The sequence below is a fragment of the Micromonospora sp. WMMD1102 genome, assembly GCF_029626265.1.
In the GTDB taxonomy this organism is placed as follows: domain Bacteria; phylum Actinomycetota; class Actinomycetes; order Mycobacteriales; family Micromonosporaceae; genus Plantactinospora.
Map to the genome: position 1 here is coordinate 8,561,167 of NZ_JARUBN010000001.1, position 17,210 is coordinate 8,578,376.

Sequence of the window (17,210 nt, forward strand, 5' to 3'; positions counted from 1 at the left end):
CCACGGTCAGGCCGGTGTGCGGCGGCTGGCGCGGGTGGGGCGGCCGTTGCCGGGCGACGGGGTGCCGGCGCCTGGCTGTGCCGGCACCAGCTCGCCGGCCGAGCCGTCGCCGGCCGGACCGAGCCCGCCGATGCCTTCGCCGCTCGCCCTGCCCGCGCCGTCGCCGTCCGCGTCATCGCCGTCCAGACGGCCCTCGGCGGCGAGTCGGCGGGCCGCCCAGGGGGTGATCACGAAGCCGCGCTTGACGGTCAGCAGCTGCACCCCGGCGGTCCACGCCTGGATGCCGTCGATCCCGCCGAGGGTCTTGGTGGTGAACTCGAAGACGTCGGCGTGGGTCGGCAGGATCACCTCGCACATCAGCGACTCCTGGCCGAGCGTCGCGGCGACGTACCGGACGCCGCGCAGCGCGGCCAGCTCCCGGGCCACCCCGTCGAGCCGGGACGGCGCCACCGAGAGCCAGAACAGGATCTCCGCCTCGAAGCCGAGCGCCGCCGCCGGGACCAGCGTGATCACCTGTACGCAGCCGGTGTTGTAGAGCGACTCGAAGCGCCGCCGGACGGTGCTCTCGCTGACCCCGAGCCCGCCGGCCACCGCCTGGAAGCTGTTCCGGCCGTCCTCGCGGAGCGCCGCGATGATCCGTTCGTCCAGCTCGTCGAGGTGTGCCGGCGGGCAGTCGTGCACCGGTGGCGGGGCGACGAGCTGGCTTCCGGTGCCGAGCAGGTGCCGGGACCACTCGTGGGTCGACTTGTAGGTGTGCAGTTCCAGGTCGGCGACGCTGCCCTGGATCCCGGGGATCTTCTGCAACCCGTTGAGCAGCACGCTGTGCAGGCTGGTCCCCTTCGGCACGAGTACCTCGGCGACCAGGTCGTAGACCCCGGTGACCAGGGCGACGAAGCGGATCTCGGGCATCGCGGCCAGCGCCTGCGCGGCGGCGAGCTGGCTGCCGGCCGCGCAGCGGATCCGCACGATCAGCAGGTCGGCCGGGCCGCCGCCGGGCTGCGGGGCGGCGGCGACCTTCACCAGCCCGTCGGCGAAGAGCTGCTGCGCCCGGCGGGCCACGGTGGTGACCGAGGTGCCGGTGAGCTGGGCGATCTCGGTCCAGCTCGCCCGGCCGTTGACCTGGAGCGCGGCGACGATGCGCCGGTCGGTCGGATCGAGGTCGTAGTTGTCGCTCGGGATCATGCCGGGTACGCCGGTACGCCGGCCAGGAACTCCCGGACGACCTGCTGGAACCGCTCCGCCTCCTCCAACTGCGGGGAGTGTCCGGAGTGCTCGAAGACCACAAGTTTCGCATCCGGGATCAGCCCGGCGATGGTTTCGCTGCATTCCACCGGCGTGATCCAGTCGTGTCGACCCACGGTGACCAGGGTCGGGCAGGAGATCCCCGGGAGCAATGCCTTGATGTCGTAATTAGGCTGGTTTACAGCGAATGCGAAGTTGTGCGTGGCGTACCGGTACGGCGTCTGCTCGACCCGCTCCCGCACCCGCGCCCAGTCCAGGTCGTGGTCGTAGAGCGGCAGGATCTCCGCCCAGCAGTCCCGCAGGTCGGCCTCGTCCCGGACCGTCCCCGACATGATCCGGTCCAGCTTCGCCCGGTCGATCGTCACCCGGGCCGAGGCGAGCGCGTTGCGCAACGCCAGCTCCTGGTTGGCGTTGTCGGCGGCGGTGTCCCGGAGCACCAGCGCGGCCACCCGCTCCGGATAGCGGATCGCGTACTCCATCGCGACGAAGCCGCCGTACGAGCCGCCGGCCATCACGATCCGCTCGGCACCGGCCCACTGTCGCAGCCCGTCCACGTCGGCCGCCCACTGCTCGTGCGTGAACGGCTCGTTCCCCTCGCTCGCCCCGGAACCCCGGGCGTCGAAGACCACCACCCGGTACTCGTCGGCGAAGGGCGCGAACGACACCCTCGGCTCGGCCATCGAGCCCAGCCCCGGCGCGCCGTGGTGCACGACCATCACCGGCTTGCCCGGCGCGTCGTCCCCCAGCACCAGCACGTTCAGCCGGTTGCCGTTGATCTCCACCGTCGTCGGTCCGCCGCTCGTCGGTCCGCCGCTCATCTTCACGCTCCGATCACGATCTCGTCGAGGTCCCGGGGATAGCTGGTGAGCCGGCACGGCCCGTCGTCGGTCACCAGTACGGTGTCCGAGATGCGGTAGCCGGCGTGGCCGGGGACGTACACCCCCGGTTCGCTGGAGAGCACCATGCCGGGCGCCAGCACCGTGTCGTCGCCGTCGGCCACCCAGGGCGGCTCGTGGAAGCCGAGCCCGATCCCGTGCCCCTGCCGGTGCCGCAGGTATTCGCCGAGTCCGGCCCGGCGGACCACCTCCAGGCAGGCCCGGTTCGCGTCCACGCACCGCACCCCCGGCCGCAGCGCCTCGGTGCCGACCTGCTGCGCGTCCCGGACCACCTGGTAGTAGCGGCGCTGCTCGACGGTCGGCGCGCCGAGCAGGAAGGTCCGCTCGCTCTCCACGAACCGGCCGCCGACCGCACAGCCGAGGGAGAGCATGAACGGCTCGCCGCGTCGCAGCCGGTCCGCGCCGGGCAGCCGGTGCGGCTGCGCCGAGTTCGGGCCGCCGTAGACGAGTCCGCCGGTGAGCATCGGCACCACCACCACGTCGTCGTGCTCGGCGTACATCTTCGCGGCGCCGTACCTGGTGACGTGCCCGGCCAACTCGGTCTCGGTGGGCAGCTCGCCACCGCCGGCCGCCGCCTCGGCGACCAGCCGGACCCCCTCGGCCAGCATCGCGTCGGCGATCCGGGCCGCCTCGGTGTGCAGGGCGACCTCCTCCGGCGTCTTGCGCAGCCGCAGCGTCCCGACCAGGTCGGTCGACGTCCAGGTGGTCCCCGGGAAGGCGGCGCCGAGCGCGCCGACCCGGGCGACCGCCGTGGACGGGGCGTAGCCGGCCCGGACCGGCGGCACCGGCACCGCGTCCCGGAGCACCCCCCACGGGCTCCGCTCGCCGGGGAACTCCGGATAGACCACCAGGGTGGCGGCGGCCCGCTGGTCGGCGGCGTACTCCCGCTCCAGGTCCGGGACGAGCAGCAGCACCGCGCCGTCCCGGGCCAGGTAGGCGGCGACCGGGCGCTCGTTGGGGAAGTGCGCGAAACCCGTCAGGTACGCCATGTCGAGCGGATCGTCCAGCAGCAGCGCGTCCAGCCCGGCCCGGTCCAGTTCGGTCCGGACCCGCTCGTGCAGGGTGGCGTAGAAGGAAGCGGCCAGTCGCACCGGCTCGTCACCTCGTCCTCGGATTGCGGGCGTCGTTGTACGCCACGGCGAGCAGGGTGGTCGCCACCACCAGCAGCAGGATGGCCAGCGACGGGAAGAGCGTGGTCCACCAGGCGGTGGCGAGCGATCCGGAGCGCTGCGCCTGGTGCAGGATCGTCCCCCACGACCAGCTGTTCGGGTCGCCGAGGCCGAGGAAGGAGAGCCCGGCCTCGGACAGCACCGCCCGGGAGGTGGTCAGCACCACCGAGACCGCGACCACCGGCGCGACGCCGGGCAGTACGTGCTTGCGGATCACCCACAGGTGCGAGCCGCCGATCACGTGCGCCGCCGAGACGTACGGCATCGGCACCACGGCCAGTCCCTGCGAGCGGACCACCCGGGCCACCTCCGGCCAGCTGAAGACCGCGATCACCACCACCAGGGTCGGCACGCTCGGCCCGGCCAGCGCGGCGACCAGGATCATCAGCGGTAACACCGGCAGCGACAGCGAGACGTCGACGATCACCCCGAGGACCAGGTCGGCCGGCCGGAAGTAGGCGGCCAGCACCCCGACCAGTACCCCGATCACGATCGCCAGCAGGCTGGCCGCCAGGCCGACCACGATGCTGACCCGGGTGCCCCAGACCACCTGGGCGAAGACGTCCCGCCCCAGGTCGTCGGTGCCGAACCAGTGCCCGGCACCGGGGCCGGCCAGCACCTGCTCGCCGTACCCGCTGGGATAGTCGGCGATCAGCGGCGCGGCCAGCGCGACCAGGCCGAGCAGCAGCAGGATGCCGGCGCTTACCAGGCCGAGCGGGTTGCGCCGGAACGACTGCCAGGTCTGCCGGGCCACCGACTCCGACGGCGGCAGCCCGCCGGCCGACGGACTGCCGGTGGCCGGAGTGCCGGCGGTGGCGGCCGGCGGCGGGGTGTCGCCCGGCGACGGCATCACGAGTTCGGCGGTCATGCGGTACGCACCCTCGGGTCGAGCAGCCCGTAGGCCAGGTCGGTGAGGAGGTTGGCGGCGATCACCGCGAAGGCGAGCATCAGGAACGCGCCCTGCAACACCGGGAAGTCGAGCTGCCCGACCGCCTCGAAGATGGCCCGGCCGACCCCCGGGTACGCGTAGATCGACTCGGTGAGCACCGCCCCGCCGACCAGGAAGCCCAGTTGCAGCCCGACAAGTGTGGTGGTCGGCAGCAGCGCGTTGCGCAGCGCGTGCCGCCAGACCACCTTCCGGTTCGGCAGCCCCTTGGCCCGGGCCAGCGTGCAGTAGTCCTCGCCGAGCGCGTCGATCAGGGTGCTGCGCAGGGTCAGCACGTACGAGCCGAGCTGCACCAGCACCAGCGACAGGCAGGGCAGCACCAGGTGCAGTGCGATGCTGCCGTACGCGGCCAGCCCGTAGACGTCGTCGTCCATCGCCCCGCCGATCGGCAGGATCCCGAAGACCACCCCGAAGACGTAGAGCAGGAAGACCCCGATGCTCGGGATGAACAGCGACTGTCCGGTGATGCCGCCGACCTGGATCAGCCGGTCCAGGGTGCCCCGGGCCCGGGTGGCGGCGAGCACCCCGAGCGGGATGCCCAGGGCCACCGTCACCAGCAGCGCGGAACCGGCCAGCAGCAGGGTCCAGGGCAGCCGTTCCAGCAGGATGTCCCGCACCGGCTGGTTCTGCCGGAACGACACCCCGAGGTTGCCGTGCAGCAGCTGGGTCAGGTACTCCCAGTACTGCACCGCCAGCGGCCGGTCCAGGCCGTAGTCGCGGAGCAGTTCGGCCCGCAGTTCCTCGGTCATCCCCGGGTCCGCCACCGCCAGGGCCGGGTCGCCGGGCAGCAGCCGCAACAGGAAGAACGTCACGGTCACCGCGAACCACATGGTCAGTACGCCGCGCAGCAGGCGGCGGGTGACGAACCGCGCACCAGCAGCCACGTCTCCTCCTCAAGCTGAGGTGTAAGGAAGGGCCCCCCGTTATCGCTTTCTGCTGTAGCGGGGGCCCTTCCTTGCACTTGGTTAGCTCTTTGTTGCTTGGGCGATCGAGACGGGGTTGACGATGGAGAGCAGCTCGCTCGGCTGGACCAGGAAGTTGGACCACTGTGCCGAGTGCGCGATCGTGAACTCCTCGACGTAGAGCACGTTGTCGTACACCTTGTCGGTGATGATCTTCGCGGCCTGCTGGATCGGGCCCTTCTGGCCGGCCTGGTCCAGCTGGGTCCGGGCCTGGTCGATCAGGGCGTCCAGCTCCGGGTCGCAGGCGTTGGCGTAGTTGATGAAGCCCTTGCACTTGAACGCCAGCGCCAGGTTGGCCGGCGGGTTCTCCATGATCGCCCAGGAGCCGGCGTAGATGTCGTAGTCCCGGGCGGTGTACTTCTCCACGTACGTGTTCCGCTCCAGGCCCTCCAGCTTGATCTCGATCCCGGCCTCCTTGCCGGAGTCCCGGACCAGCTGGGCCCACTTGGAGATGTTCGGGTCGGCCTGGTCGTAGATCATCCGCAGGCTGAGCCCGTCGAAGAGCCCGTCACCGTTGCCGTCTTTGAAGCCCGCCCCGGTGAGCAGCGACTTCGCCTTCGCCGGGTCGTGCGCGTACTCCTTGGCGGTCGGGTCCTGCCACTGCTTCAGCGTCGGGGTCAGCACCGAGGAGTTCGACGAGACCGCCTTGCCCTGCAACGCCACCCGGCGGATCGCCTCGTAGTCGACGGCGGCGGCGAGCGCCTGGCGTACCTCCAGCCTGTCCAGCGGCTTGCGGGTGGTGTTGTACTGCATGTGCGCCCAGCCCAGCGACGGCACCTTGACCAGCTTCAGCTTGCTGTCGCCTTCGAGGGTCTTGGCCAGCGGCGGCGGCAGCGCGTTGGCGATCAGGTCGACGTCGCCGTTGCGCAGCGCCAGCGCCTCGGTGTTGACGTCCGGGAAGACCCGGAACACGACTTCCTTCGTCTTCGGGCCGCCCTCGACCAGCGGGAAGTTCTCCATCCGCTCCAGCACGTACCGCTGGCCACGCTCCACTGTGGTCAGCTTGTACGGCCCGGCCGAGACCCAGTCGGAGTCGTTCGCGAACTTCTGCACGCTGCCGACCTTGCCGAACACGTGCTCCGGAACGACCGGCATCCAGAAACCGACGTTCTCCAGGAACGTCCCGTCCGGCTGGGAGAGCTGGAACTCGATCTCCGTCGGCGAGATCACCGTGGACTTCTGGTACGACGAGATCAGCCCGGCCACCACGCCGATCTTCTCCTTGGCGACGGCGTCGATGGTGAACGCCACGTCCTCGGCGGTCACCTTCTCCCCGTCGCTCCAGGTGAAGTCGTCCCGGAGGGTGAACTTCGCCTTCCGCCCGCCGTCGAGGTACTCCCACTTGCTGGCCAGGTACGGCGAGCGCACCCCGTCCATCCCCATGCTCATCATCCGGGGGTACATCAGGTTGGTCACCCAGGTGTCGGTGCGGCTGTTGCCGACCAGCGGGTTGTAATTGAGCACGTCGGCGGTGGTGCCGATCGTGATCCGGTCCGCCGGGCCGCCGTTGCCGCCGCCGGCCTGGCTGTCCGGGTTGCTGGGCGAGCAGGCCGCAGCCGCCAGCCCTATCGAGAGCGTGCCCGCCGCCACGGCGAGGGCGCGCCGGAATGTACGCATCACCAGACCTCCTCAAGGACGCGCATGATGTTGCCCCCCAGGACCTTGCCGATCTCGTCGTCCGAGTAGTCGTGGTCGACCAGCCAGGAGACGATGTTCCAGTAGCACTCGGCCGGGTTTTCCAGCCCGTCCACGTAGGGCACCCGGGGGTGCTCGACGTGGCCGTGTGCCTCGGCGATGCTCAGGTGTGCGGCGAAGGTGTCGTGCAGGCCGACGTGGTCGCCGAAGAGGGTGTCCGGGCCGAACGCGACGTGGTCGATGCCGACCAGGTCGACGCAGTGCACGAAGTGGTCCATCACCGACTCGATGCTGTGCTCGGGGTGGGCCGGCGAGAGCGTGGTGTGCGGTGCGGCCTCCAGGCCGAGCACCCCACCGCGCTCCGCGCAGGCCCGGATCACCTCGTCCGGCTTCATCCGGTTGGTCGGCCAGACGGTACGCGATCCGGCGTGCGTGATGAAGATCGGTTTGGTGGAGGCCGCGATCACGTCGAGCGAGGTACGGTCCCCGGAGTGCGACACGTCGATGGCGATGCCGAGCTTGTTCATCCGGCGTACGGCCTTCTCGCCGAAGTAGGTCAGGCCGCCGTCGTTGCGCTCCTTGAGCCCGCTGCCCAGGGTGTTCGCCTCGCTGTAGGCGATGCCCATCTGCCGGACCCCGAAGCCGTAGAGCATGTCGATCCGGTCCAGCTCGTTCTCGATCATCGTGGCCGCCTCGGTGGCGAGTACCAGCCCCATCCGGCCGGTCTCGTGCGCGTCGTGGATGTCGGCGAGCCTCTCCACCCGGATCAGGTAGTCCTGGTGGGCCAGGTCGGACAGCCGCATCCCGAGGTCGGCGACGACGTCGGTCCACTTCCAGCCCATCTGGCTGGTCACGCAGCAGGTGCCGTCCATCATGTTGTCGAAGACGGCGGTCATGCCGGAGCGGGCCAGTCCGGCGTACCCGGTGTGGTGCCGCGCGGTCCGGTTGTAGTCGACGGTCTGGCCGATCTCGGCCGGGAAGACCGACGGGTGGTCGTGCAGCGAGATCACGACGTTGTCGGCGAGCAGCCGGCGGACCCGGTCTCGCTGCGCGTCGGTCAGCGAGCGGCCCGAGTACGCCGGCACCCGGCCGATCTCCGGGGCCAGCTTGAACTCCCGGTAGTCGGTGCCTGCCTCCAGGTAGCTGTAGGACGTGTAACCGGTGTAGCGCGGGGCCGGGTCGAGCACGCCGCTCCCTCCTTCGGGTCGGGTCCCACGGTCGGCGGCGCGTGGTGAAATTCGGCGCCGTGACCTGATGTGGGTGTGGAATGTCGGCGATGTGGGAGCAGAGATTGCCAGGATCAGGCGCAACGTGTCAACATGTTGGCCAACTCCGGCGCAGATCACGGGCTGGGTGACAGAAATCGTTACGGCGGGAAACAACACGGAAATTCGGGAGGTGTAGTGACCAGCGGGGTAACAGGCACAGAGCGGTCAGCCGATGCCGACCTGCCGGCCGCACTGCGGGTCCGGGACCTCGACGTCACCTTCACCGGCCGGCGCGGCACCGTCCCGGCGGTCCGCGGGGTCGACCTCGACATCGCCGCCGGCGAGGTGCTGGTGCTGCTCGGCGAGTCCGGCTCCGGCAAGTCCGTCACCGCCCGCGCCGTGATGGGACTGTTCGACACCGGCGGGGTGACGGTGCGCTCCGCGCAGACCGCGGTCGCCGGGCACGACCTGACCGGCGCCCACCCCGAACAGGTCCGGAAACTGCGCGGCGCGACAATGGCGCTGGTCTTCCAGGACGCGCTCTCCGCGCTCAACCCGGTGCTGTCGATCGGCGACCAGCTCGGCGAGGTGTTCCGGATCCACCGCGGACTCTCCCGCCGGGCCGCCCGGGCCGAGGCCGCCGAACTGCTCCGGCTGGTCGGCATCCCGGCCCCGGACCGCCGGGTACGCGACTATCCGCACCAGTTCTCCGGCGGGATGCGGCAACGGATCCTGATCGCCATGGCGGTCGCGCTCGGCCCCCGACTGCTGATCGCCGACGAGCCGACCACCGCGCTGGACGTGACGGTGCAGGCACAGATCCTGCAACTGGTCGACCGGCTGCGCACCGAACTCGGGATGGGCGTCCTGCTGATCACCCACGACCTCGGGGTCGCCGCCGAGATCGCCGACCGGGTCGCCGTGATGTACGCCGGCCGGATCGTCGAGACCGGCACCGTGGCCGAGGTACTCGACGGGCCGGCCCACCCGTACACGGCGGCGCTGCTGCGCTCCGTACCCGACCTGGCCCAGCCCGGCGACCGGCTGCGGCCGATCCCGGGCAGCCCGCCGAACCTGCTGGCACTGCCGAGCGGCTGCGCCTTCCACCCGCGCTGCGACCGGGCCACCGACGAGTGCACGGTGACCCGCCCACGGCGGCGGCCGCTCGCCGTACCCGGCAGGACCGCCGCCTGCCACCACGCCGAGGAGGCCGTCGATGCCCCCGTCTGACCACCCGGCCGGGCCCGGCCAAGCCTCCTCCGGCCCGGCCGGGTCCAGCCCCGGCGCCGGGATGCCGACCGTCCTCTCCGCCTCCGCCGGCCCGGACACCGCCGGTCCGCTGACCGCGGCCGGCCCGGACACCGCCAGCCCGTTGACCGCAGCCGGCCCGGCCACCGCCGGCATGCCGGCTGCCGGCCGCGAGCCGCTGCTGGTCGCCACCGGGGTCCGCAAGAGCTACCGGGCCGGACGCGGCCTCGGCGGCGGCGCCCGGGTGCACGCCGTGGACGGGGTTGACCTGAGCGTGGCGGCCGGCGAGACCCTCGGAGTCGTCGGCGAGTCGGGCTGCGGCAAGTCCACCCTGGCCCGGCTGCTGGTCGGGCTGGAACGCCCGGACGCCGGCCGGGTCCGCTACGCCGGACTCGACGTCGGCTCCGCCCGGGGCAGCCGCCGCCGCGAACTGCGCCGGGCGGTGCAGATGGTCTTCCAGGATCCGGTCACCTCGCTCAACCCGAGGATGCCGATCCTGGACGTCGTCGCCGAACCGCTCGACGTGCACAGACTCGCCCGGGGCGCGGCGGCCCGCCGGGACCGGGTCGCCGAACTGCTCGAGATGGTCGGGCTGGCCCCGGACATGATGCGCCGGTTCCCGCACGAGTTCTCCGGCGGGCAGCGGCAGCGGATCGGCATCGCCCGGGCGCTGGCCACCGAGCCTCGGGTGGTGGTCTGCGACGAGCCGGTCTCCGCCCTCGACGTCTCGGTGCAGGCCCAGGTGGTGAACCTGCTCGCCGAGTTGCAGCAGCGGCTCGGCATCGCCCTGGTCTTCATCGCGCACGACCTCGGGGTGGTCCGGCACGTCTCGCACCGGGTCGCGGTGATGTACCTCGGCCGGCTCGCCGAACTCGGCCCGTCCGGCACCGTCTACCAGGACCCGGCCCACCCGTACACCCGGGCCCTGCTCGGCTCGGTGCCGGTACGCCACCCGCGCGAACGGGGTCGCGAGCGGATCGCGCTGGCCGGCGACCCGCCCAGCCCGGTCGACCCGCCGTCCGGCTGCCGCTTCCACACCCGCTGCCCGATCGCCCAGGACGTCTGCGCCCAGCAGACACCGGCACTGCTCGTCCCGGCCGGCGACACCGCAGGCCCGGCCGGCGAACGGGTCGCCGCCTGCCACTTCGCCGGTACCCGGTAGCACCGCCGGAGGCGGCGGGTCCGAGTTCGTTCCCTCCGGTCACCGGCGCGCGTACCGCACGGGTGCCTCAGGTGCGGGCCGGGCCGGCGAACGGATGGTCGATGACGTACTTCCAGGCGCCGTCCGGCTGACGGCGTACCAGCTCGCAGGTGGTGCCCGTCAGGTCGGTGGGCACCCCGTCCGGCCCGCTGGCCCCGGTGATCCGGAACGCGATGCTCAGCAACGCGAGGTCACCGGCGGTGAGGCAGAAGACCCGGTCGAAGTCGATCGTCCCGCCGAGCCTCAGCAACCCGCCCAGGTTGGCGCCGATCGCGTCCAGCCCGGCGACCGCCTGCGCGCCGGGTGTCCAGGTCGAGCGGCCCGCCCGGCGCGGTGGCGGCGGGTGGGGTGGCGGCGGGCTCGGTAGTGGCGGCGGGTGGGGTGTGCGGGGTGGTGGGCGGGGGCGCCGTAGGCTGTCGCAGCATGGCCGCAGACCTGCTCGGACCGGCGGAGATCCGGGAACTCGCCGCCCGGCTCGGGGTGACGCCGACCAAGAGGCTCGGCCAGAACTTCGTGCACGACCCGAACACGGTGCGCCGGATCGTCGCCGCCGCCGGGCTGACCCCGGACGACGTGGCGCTGGAGGTCGGGCCGGGACTCGGCTCGCTCACCCTGGGACTGCTGTCGGCGGCCGGGCACGTGCACGCGGTCGAACTCGACCAGGTGCTGGCCGGGGCACTGCCGGAGACGGTCGCCCGGCACGCCGGCCCGGACGGCGCGGCCCGGCTGACCGTGCAGCACGCCGACGCGCTGCGGACCACCGCCGCCGACCTCGATCCGGCACCGACCGCGCTGGTGGCGAACCTGCCCTACAACGTCGCCGTGCCGGTGGTGCTGCACCTGCTCGCCGAACTGCCCGGCCTGCGGCACGGCCTGGTGATGGTGCAGAAGGAGGTGGCCGACCGACTGGTCGCCGGCCCGGGGTCGCGCACCTACGGCGTGCCGTCGGTGAAACTCGCCTGGTACGCCGACGCCCGCCCCGCCGGCCGGGTGCCGCCGAACGTCTTCTGGCCGGTGCCGAACGTCGACTCCGGGCTGGTCGCCTTCACCCGACGCGAACCGCCCCGACCCGACGTACCCCGCCGACAGGTCTTCGCGGTGGTCGACGCGGCGTTCGCGCAGCGCCGCAAGACCCTGCGGGCCGCGCTGGCCGGCTGGGCCGGCGGCCCGGACGGGGCGGCGGCGGTGCTGGTCGCGGCCGGGGTCGATCCCGGCGCCCGGGGCGAGGCGCTGACCGTCGCGCAGTTCGCCGCGATCGCCGCGTCGGCCCCGGTGACCACCCCGGCCGCCGAGTAGGCTGACGGCGTGTCTGGTAGGAGGTGGTCGGCGTGACGGCCGAGCCCGTCGATCCCGCGTCCCGGCGGCCCTGGTCACCCGACCCGGTCCGGCAGCGGCTGGCGAACCACACCGTCGAGGACATCCTGGCCCTCCCCGACGACGCCCCCCGCGTCGAGCTGCGCGATGGAGTGATCATCGTGGTTCCGTCCCCCACCTTCGGGCACCAGAAAATCAGTCACCGGTTGTGGCGCTGGTTCGAGGACCACGCACCGCGCGAGTTCGAGCCGAGCGCCGCCACCGGCGTTCTGGTCGGGTCGAAGCAGACCCTCGAACCGGACGTGCTGCTGCTCCGGGCCGAGACGCTGCGCTACGGCAGTCACTACGCCCCGGCCGAGGACGTCGTACTCGTGGTCGAGGTGGTCTCGCCGGGGACGCGGCGTCGGGACCGGCTGGAGAAGCCGGCCGACTACGCCGCCGCCGGCATCCCGCACTACTGGCGGGTGGAGCAGGACCCGGTGCACGTGTACGCGTACGACCTGGTCGGCGACCGGTACGAGCTGGTGGCCGAGTCGGCCGACGAGCTGGCGCTGGCCAAGCCGTTCGAGGCCCGGCTACGGGTCCGGGACATCGCTGCATGACCGAGGCGTGGCGGCCGGACGAGGACGACGAGCGTCCGCGCCGGAGGATGGCCGGCCCGGTCCGGGTACGGGTACCAGCGAAGATCAACCTTCATCTCGGGGTCGGGCCGCTGCGCCCGGACGGCTACCACGAGCTGAACACCGTCTACCAGGCGATCTCGATCCACGACGAGCTGACCGCCCGGCGCGGTGACACCCTCACCCTCACCATGGAGGGCGAGGGCGCCGGCGAGCTGGCCCTGGACGAGTCCAACCTGGTGATCCGGGCGGCCAGGGCGCTGGCCGCGCACGCCGGGGTGCCGGCACACGCCCGGCTGCACCTGCGCAAGCAGATCCCGCTCGCCGGTGGCCTGGCCGGCGGCAGCGCCGACGCCGCCGCCGCACTTGTCGCCTGCGACGCGCTCTGGGGCACCGACCTGAGCCGCGACGACCTCGCCGGGATCGCCGCCGGGCTCGGCTCCGACGTCCCGTTCCTGGTGTACGGCGGCACCGCGCTCGGGACCGGCCACGGCGAGACGGTCAGCCCGATCCTGGCCCGCCCGGTCACCTGGCACTGGGTGGTGGCGATCGCCGACAGCGGCCTCTCCACCCCGGCCGCCTACGCCGAACTCGACCGGCTGCGCGCCGAGCAGGCCGCCCCGCCGCCGCTGCGCAACGCCGACGCACTGCTCGCCGCCCTGCGCGGCCGGGATCCGGCCCGGCTCGGCCGGGCACTCGGCAACGACCTCCAGGCCGCCTCGCTCTCGCTGCGCCCGGCGCTGGCCGAGACGCTGAAGGCCGGCGAGGCGGCCGGGGCGCTCGCCGGGATCGTCTCCGGCTCCGGCCCGACCTGTGTCTTCCTGGCCACCGACGGCGGGCACGCCGAGCGGATCGCCGCCGAGTTGGCCGCCTCCGAACTGTGCCGGGAGGTCCGCACGGCGTACGGGCCGGTCCCCGGCGCACGGGTCGGCTGACCGGGGCGACTACCGTCTGAGCACATGGCCAACATCGTCAATCTGGACCGGGTCTCCAAGGGGTACGGCGCGGCGGGGCAGTTGCTCACCGACGTCTCCCTGGGCCTGGAGGACTCGGACCGGATCGGCGTCGTCGGGCTGAACGGCACCGGCAAGTCCACCCTGCTGCGGCTGCTGACCAAGACCGAGGAGCCGGACAGCGGCCGGGTGACACACCGCCGGGACCTGCGGGTGGCCTGGCTGCCGCAGAATCTCGTCCTCGACCCCGAGGCCCGGGTCCGGGACGTGGTGCTCGGCACCGCCTGGCTCGACGAGGGGTTCGGCGCCGAGCACGAGTGGGCCGGTGACGCGGGCGTACGGGCGATCCTGGACGGGCTCGGCATGCCGTACCTCGGGTTGGACCAGCCGGTCGGGCCGATGTCCGGCGGCGAGCGGCGGCGGGTCGCCCTGGCCGCCCTGCTGGTCCGCACCGCCGACCTGCTGATCCTGGACGAGCCGACCAACCACCTGGACGTGGCCGGGGTGGACTGGCTGGCCCGGCACCTGGTCGGCAAGCGCGGCGCGCTGGTGGTGGTCACCCACGACCGGTGGTTCCTGGACGCGGTCTGCACCGACACCTGGGAGGTCGCCGACCGGACGGTACGCGCCTACGAGGGCGGCTACGCCGCCTGGACGCTGGCCAGGGCCGAACGGGAACGGGTGGCCGCGGCCACCGAGGCACGCCGGCAGAACCTGCTGCGCAAGGAGATCGCCTGGCTGCGGCGCGGCCCGCCGGCCCGGACCTCCAAGCCGCAGTTCCGGATCGACGCGGCGAACGCGCTGATCGCGGACGTACCGCCGCCGCGGGACACCGTGTCGCTGCAACGGCTGGCCACCGCCCGGCTCGGCAAGCAGGTGTACGACCTCGCCGACGTCACCCTGCACGCCGGGGAGAAGCTGATCCTCGAGGACCTGACCTGGCAGGTCGGGCCGGGGGACCGGATCGCGATCGTCGGCGCGAACGGTGCCGGTAAGACCACCCTGCTCCGGCTGCTGGCCGGGGTACGCGGCCCGGACGGCGGGCAGCTGCGGACCGGCTCCACCGTCCGGCCGGCGTTCCTCTCCCAGGAACTCGCCGAGCTGCCGGGGCAACTGCGGGTGCTGGAGGCGGTCGAGGAGGTGGCCCGGCGGGTCGTACTCGGCGACCGGGAGGTCAACGCGTCCCAGCTCGCCGAGATCTTCGGCTTCGACGACCGCCGGCTCTGGACCCCGGTCACCGACCTCTCCGGCGGTGAGCGGCGCCGGCTGCAACTGCTGCGGCTGCTCGCCACCGAGCCGAACGTGCTGCTGCTGGACGAGCCGACGAACGACCTGGACACCGACACCCTGGCCGCGCTGGAGGACCTGCTCGACTCCTGGCCGGGCACCCTGATCGTGGCCAGTCACGACCGCTACCTGGTCGAACGGGTCACCGACGTGGTGTACGGGATGTTCGGCGACGGCCGGCTGGTGCACCTGCCCGGCGGCGTCGACGAGTATCTGGCCCGGGCCGGCACGACCGGTACCCCGGCCACCCCGACCGGCCCGGCCGGGCGGGACAACGGTGCGGTGGCGCCGGCCGAGCGGAACGGTGCGGGGCTCTCCGGTGGCGAGTTGCGGGCGGCCCGCAAGGAGCTGAACCGGCTGGAACGGCAAATCGGCAAGCTGGAACAGCGGGAGGCGACGCTGCACGGCCAGATGGCCGAGCACGCCACCGACTACGGCCGGATCAGCGAGCTGGACGGCCAGCTCCGGGCGGTACGGGCCGAGCGGGAACAGGTCGAGGAGGCCTGGCTCGCCCTGGCCGAGCAGGTACCCGAGGGCTGACCGCCGCCAGCGCCCCGACAGCGGCGGCGGGCGCCCGATCCTGCCCGACGGGGGTGTCCGGCGTCACCCGGATGCCATGCGGAAGAATCTGCACCCGACCCTCACTGGCAACGGCGATGGAGACTGCTGATCATGCACAACCCCATCAACCACCCCGCGCGGCCGGTCTTCCGGGCGATCGGCGGGCTGATCGGCCTCTACCTGGTGGCCTTCGGTGTGCTCGGCTTCGTCCAGATCGGTGGCGGCGAGTTCTTCGCCCAGGACGACACCCTCGTGCTGGGGCAGGGAACCAACCTCGGCTACTCGGCGCTCGCCACGGCACTCGGCCTGGTGATCCTGCTCGCCACCCTGTTCGGCCGCAACGTCGACACGGCTGTCGACACGTTCCTCGGGTACGGCCTGATGGCGCTCGGCCTGGCCGCACTCTGCGTGCTGCGTACCGACGCCAACTACCTCAACTTCAGCCTGGCCACCAGCATCGTGACCATGGTCCTCGGCCTCGTCCTGCTGATGTGCGGCATGTACGGCAAGGTCGGCTCCGAGGAGGAAGCCAAGGCCTGGCAGGACGCCCGCCTGGTGCTCTGATCGGGGCGTTCGCCGGGCGAGCCCCGTCGGCCCGGGTGACAATCCGGTAGGAAAGTCACCCGGTGCGACGAGGAGGGGCCGTGGCGCACATTCCGGTCAACCATCCGGCCCGGCCGGTCTACCGGGTACTCGCCGGGCTGATCGGCCTCTACATCGTGGTCTTCGGCGTCTTCGGGATCGTCGAGACCGCCGGGGACGACCTCTTCAGCCGGGGCAGCCACTGGGTGCTCGGGCTGCGCACCAACCTGGCGTTCGCGCTGGCCTCGGTGGTCTTCGGCCTGGTGGTCCTCTTCGGCGCGGCACACCGGGGAAACCTCGGGCATCTGCTGAACCTGACCATCGGGGTGGTCTTCCTGGTCGTCGGCATCGCGATGTTGACCGTGTTGCAGACCGACGCGAACTTCCTCAACTTCTCGATGTCGACAGTCATCGTGTCGATGCTCTTCGGCCTGGTGCTGCTCGCCACCGGCCTCTACGACAAGGTCGGGCCGCCGGAGGGCGCCGAGCCGGAACCCGAGGTGCGGGACAACTCCGGCGCCCACCCCGGCCGCTGACGCCGGCAAGCGGCGGGCGGCAAGCGGCGGGCGGCGTCCGGCTCTCAGCGGGTACGTCGGGTGAGCAGGGCCGGCTTCGCCTCCAGGTGGGACAGGCCGTTCCAGGCCAGGTTCACCAGGTGCGCCGCCACGGTCTCCTTGCGCGGCTTGCGTACCTCCAGCCACCAGCGGCCACTGAGCGCCACCATGCCGACCAGGGACTGCGAGTAGAGCTCGGCGAGCTTCGGGTCGTACCCCCGGCTCTTGAACTCGGCGCCCAGGATGTGCTCCACCTGGTGCGCCACGTCGTTCATCACGCTGCTGAAGTTGCCGGTCGCGGAGAGCAGCGGCGACTCCCGGACGAGCACCCGGAAGCCGTCGGTCTCCTCCTCGATGTAGTCGAGCAGGGCCAGCGCCGCCTGCTCCAGCAGCTCCCGCGGGTGTCCGGCGGTCAGCGCCGTGGTGACCCGGTAGAGCAGGGCGCGTACCTCCCGGTCGACGACGACCGCGTAGAGACCCTCCTTGCCGCCGAAGTGCTCGTAGACCACCGGCTTGGAGACCTTGGCCCGGGCGGCGACCTCCTCGATCGAGGTGGCGTCGAAGCCGCGCTCGGCGAAGGCCTGCCGGCCGATCGCGATGAGCTGCTCCCGGCGCTGCGCCGCGGACATGCGTACCCGGGAGACGGGCTTGGCGGGCGGCGGCGGTGGGGGCGGCGGTGTCGGGGCCGGGGCCTGCCGGCGCCCGGCCCCGCGACTGTCACCCGGACCGTCCGTCACCTCGTCGTCCCGCTGCTGTTGTCGTCCCGCGATGCTGGGCTGGTCCTTGTCGTTCCTGGTGGCGCCTTCGTTGCGCTCGGTCACCTGGCCATCCT

General features: G+C 72.3%; 17 protein-coding genes. 8 read left to right on the forward strand and 9 right to left on the reverse strand.

Going from position 1 to position 17,210, the window contains the following annotated elements:
- Nucleotides 1-6: 6 nt before the first annotated feature.
- The 7 genes from O7626_RS38995 to O7626_RS39025 all read right to left on the reverse strand — a co-directional run bounded on the left by O7626_RS38995 (nucleotide 7) and on the right by O7626_RS39025 (nucleotide 8,037).
- Nucleotides 7-1,182 (reverse strand): Lrp/AsnC family transcriptional regulator, encoded by a 1,176-nt coding sequence (locus O7626_RS38995; protein ID WP_278065919.1) that lies wholly within the window; start codon nucleotides 1,180-1,182, stop codon nucleotides 7-9.
- Nucleotides 1,179-2,060: an alpha/beta hydrolase gene (locus O7626_RS39000; RefSeq protein ID WP_278065920.1), complete on the reverse strand. Its 882-nt coding sequence runs from the start codon at nucleotides 2,058-2,060 to the stop codon at nucleotides 1,179-1,181. The genes O7626_RS38995 and O7626_RS39000 overlap by 4 nt, the downstream gene beginning before the upstream one ends.
- Nucleotides 2,061-2,062: 2 nt before the next feature.
- Nucleotides 2,063-3,229: a Xaa-Pro peptidase family protein gene (locus O7626_RS39005; RefSeq protein ID WP_278065921.1), complete on the reverse strand. Its 1,167-nt coding sequence runs from the start codon at nucleotides 3,227-3,229 to the stop codon at nucleotides 2,063-2,065.
- 7 nt (nucleotides 3,230-3,236) lie between these two features.
- Nucleotides 3,237-4,175: an ABC transporter permease gene (locus O7626_RS39010; protein ID WP_278065922.1), complete on the reverse strand. Its 939-nt coding sequence runs from the start codon at nucleotides 4,173-4,175 to the stop codon at nucleotides 3,237-3,239.
- Nucleotides 4,172-5,137: an ABC transporter permease gene (locus tag O7626_RS39015; protein ID WP_278065923.1), complete on the reverse strand. Its 966-nt coding sequence runs from the start codon at nucleotides 5,135-5,137 to the stop codon at nucleotides 4,172-4,174. Before O7626_RS39015 ends, O7626_RS39010 begins: the two co-directional genes overlap by 4 nt.
- A gap of 81 nt (nucleotides 5,138-5,218) precedes the next feature.
- A complete protein-coding gene (locus tag O7626_RS39020) occupies nucleotides 5,219-6,832 on the reverse strand; it encodes an ABC transporter substrate-binding protein (RefSeq protein ID WP_278065924.1) in 1,614 nt (537 codons plus the stop codon).
- Nucleotides 6,832-8,037 carry a membrane dipeptidase gene (locus tag O7626_RS39025; protein WP_278065925.1) on the reverse strand — a complete coding sequence of 402 codons (1,206 nt, stop codon included), beginning with the start codon at nucleotides 8,035-8,037 and terminating at the stop codon, nucleotides 6,832-6,834. The genes O7626_RS39020 and O7626_RS39025 overlap by 1 nt, the downstream gene beginning before the upstream one ends.
- A gap of 216 nt (nucleotides 8,038-8,253) precedes the next feature.
- Here O7626_RS39025 and O7626_RS39030 point away from each other — a divergent pair, with 216 nt between their 5' ends.
- Both O7626_RS39030 and O7626_RS39035 read left to right on the forward strand, forming a co-directional pair.
- Nucleotides 8,254-9,288: an ABC transporter ATP-binding protein gene (locus O7626_RS39030; RefSeq protein WP_278065926.1), complete on the forward strand. Its 1,035-nt coding sequence runs from the start codon at nucleotides 8,254-8,256 to the stop codon at nucleotides 9,286-9,288.
- Nucleotides 9,275-10,468 (forward strand): ABC transporter ATP-binding protein, encoded by a 1,194-nt coding sequence (locus O7626_RS39035; RefSeq protein WP_278065927.1) that lies wholly within the window; start codon nucleotides 9,275-9,277, stop codon nucleotides 10,466-10,468. Before O7626_RS39030 ends, O7626_RS39035 begins: the two co-directional genes overlap by 14 nt.
- A 67-nt stretch (nucleotides 10,469-10,535) precedes the next feature.
- On the opposite strand, the gene O7626_RS39040 is transcribed toward O7626_RS39035, so the two are convergent.
- Nucleotides 10,536-10,757, reverse strand: a complete 222-nt coding sequence (locus tag O7626_RS39040; RefSeq protein ID WP_278065928.1) for a hypothetical protein — start codon at nucleotides 10,755-10,757, stop codon at nucleotides 10,536-10,538.
- A gap of 173 nt (nucleotides 10,758-10,930) precedes the next feature.
- On the opposite strand from O7626_RS39040, the gene rsmA reads away from it, so the two are divergent.
- The 6 genes from rsmA (at nucleotide 10,931) to O7626_RS39070 (ending at nucleotide 16,360) form a co-directional block, all read left to right on the forward strand.
- Complete coding sequence (gene rsmA, locus O7626_RS39045) at nucleotides 10,931-11,803, forward strand: 16S rRNA (adenine(1518)-N(6)/adenine(1519)-N(6))-dimethyltransferase RsmA (RefSeq protein ID WP_278065929.1); 873 nt, start codon at nucleotides 10,931-10,933, stop codon at nucleotides 11,801-11,803.
- A gap of 32 nt (nucleotides 11,804-11,835) precedes the next feature.
- Nucleotides 11,836-12,423, forward strand: a complete 588-nt coding sequence (locus O7626_RS39050; RefSeq protein ID WP_278065930.1) for a Uma2 family endonuclease — start codon at nucleotides 11,836-11,838, stop codon at nucleotides 12,421-12,423.
- A complete protein-coding gene (locus O7626_RS39055; RefSeq protein ID WP_278065931.1) occupies nucleotides 12,420-13,376 on the forward strand; it encodes a 4-(cytidine 5'-diphospho)-2-C-methyl-D-erythritol kinase in 957 nt (318 codons plus the stop codon). The genes O7626_RS39050 and O7626_RS39055 overlap by 4 nt, the downstream gene beginning before the upstream one ends.
- Before the next feature lie 24 nt (nucleotides 13,377-13,400).
- Nucleotides 13,401-15,221 (forward strand): ABC-F family ATP-binding cassette domain-containing protein, encoded by a 1,821-nt coding sequence (locus O7626_RS39060; protein WP_278065932.1) that lies wholly within the window; start codon nucleotides 13,401-13,403, stop codon nucleotides 15,219-15,221.
- Nucleotides 15,222-15,350: 129 nt separating this feature from the next.
- The gene (locus tag O7626_RS39065; RefSeq protein WP_278066521.1) at nucleotides 15,351-15,806 is read left to right on the forward strand and encodes a DUF4383 domain-containing protein; all 456 of its coding nucleotides are present in this window, start codon (nucleotides 15,351-15,353) and stop codon (nucleotides 15,804-15,806) included.
- Between the two features lie 80 nt (nucleotides 15,807-15,886).
- A complete protein-coding gene (locus O7626_RS39070) occupies nucleotides 15,887-16,360 on the forward strand; it encodes a DUF4383 domain-containing protein (RefSeq protein ID WP_278065933.1) in 474 nt (157 codons plus the stop codon).
- Nucleotides 16,361-16,404: 44 nt separating this feature from the next.
- Here the strand turns inward: O7626_RS39070 and O7626_RS39075 are convergent, their stop codons facing one another.
- On the reverse strand, nucleotides 16,405-17,115 hold the full coding sequence (locus tag O7626_RS39075) for a TetR/AcrR family transcriptional regulator (RefSeq protein ID WP_278066522.1): 711 nt from the start codon (nucleotides 17,113-17,115) through the stop codon (nucleotides 16,405-16,407).
- Between the last annotated feature and the right edge of the window lie 95 nt (nucleotides 17,116-17,210).

Bases quoted from the DNA above. Each gene is read 5' to 3' on its own strand.
- O7626_RS38995 (WP_278065919.1), bottom strand. From the start codon at position 1,182: ATGATCCCGAGCGACAACTACGACCTCGATCCGACCGACCGGCGCATC.
- O7626_RS39000 (WP_278065920.1), bottom strand. From the start codon at position 2,060: ATGAGCGGCGGACCGACGAGCGGCGGACCGACGACGGTGGAGATCAAC.
- O7626_RS39010 (WP_278065922.1), bottom strand. From the start codon at position 4,175: ATGACCGCCGAACTCGTGATGCCGTCGCCGGGCGACACCCCGCCGCCG.
- O7626_RS39020 (WP_278065924.1), bottom strand. From the start codon at position 6,832: ATGCGTACATTCCGGCGCGCCCTCGCCGTGGCGGCGGGCACGCTCTCG.
- O7626_RS39035 (WP_278065927.1), top strand. From the start codon at position 9,275: ATGCCCCCGTCTGACCACCCGGCCGGGCCCGGCCAAGCCTCCTCCGGC.
- rsmA (WP_278065929.1), top strand. From the start codon at position 10,931: ATGGCCGCAGACCTGCTCGGACCGGCGGAGATCCGGGAACTCGCCGCC.
- O7626_RS39055 (WP_278065931.1), top strand. From the start codon at position 12,420: ATGACCGAGGCGTGGCGGCCGGACGAGGACGACGAGCGTCCGCGCCGG.
- O7626_RS39060 (WP_278065932.1), top strand. From the start codon at position 13,401: ATGGCCAACATCGTCAATCTGGACCGGGTCTCCAAGGGGTACGGCGCG.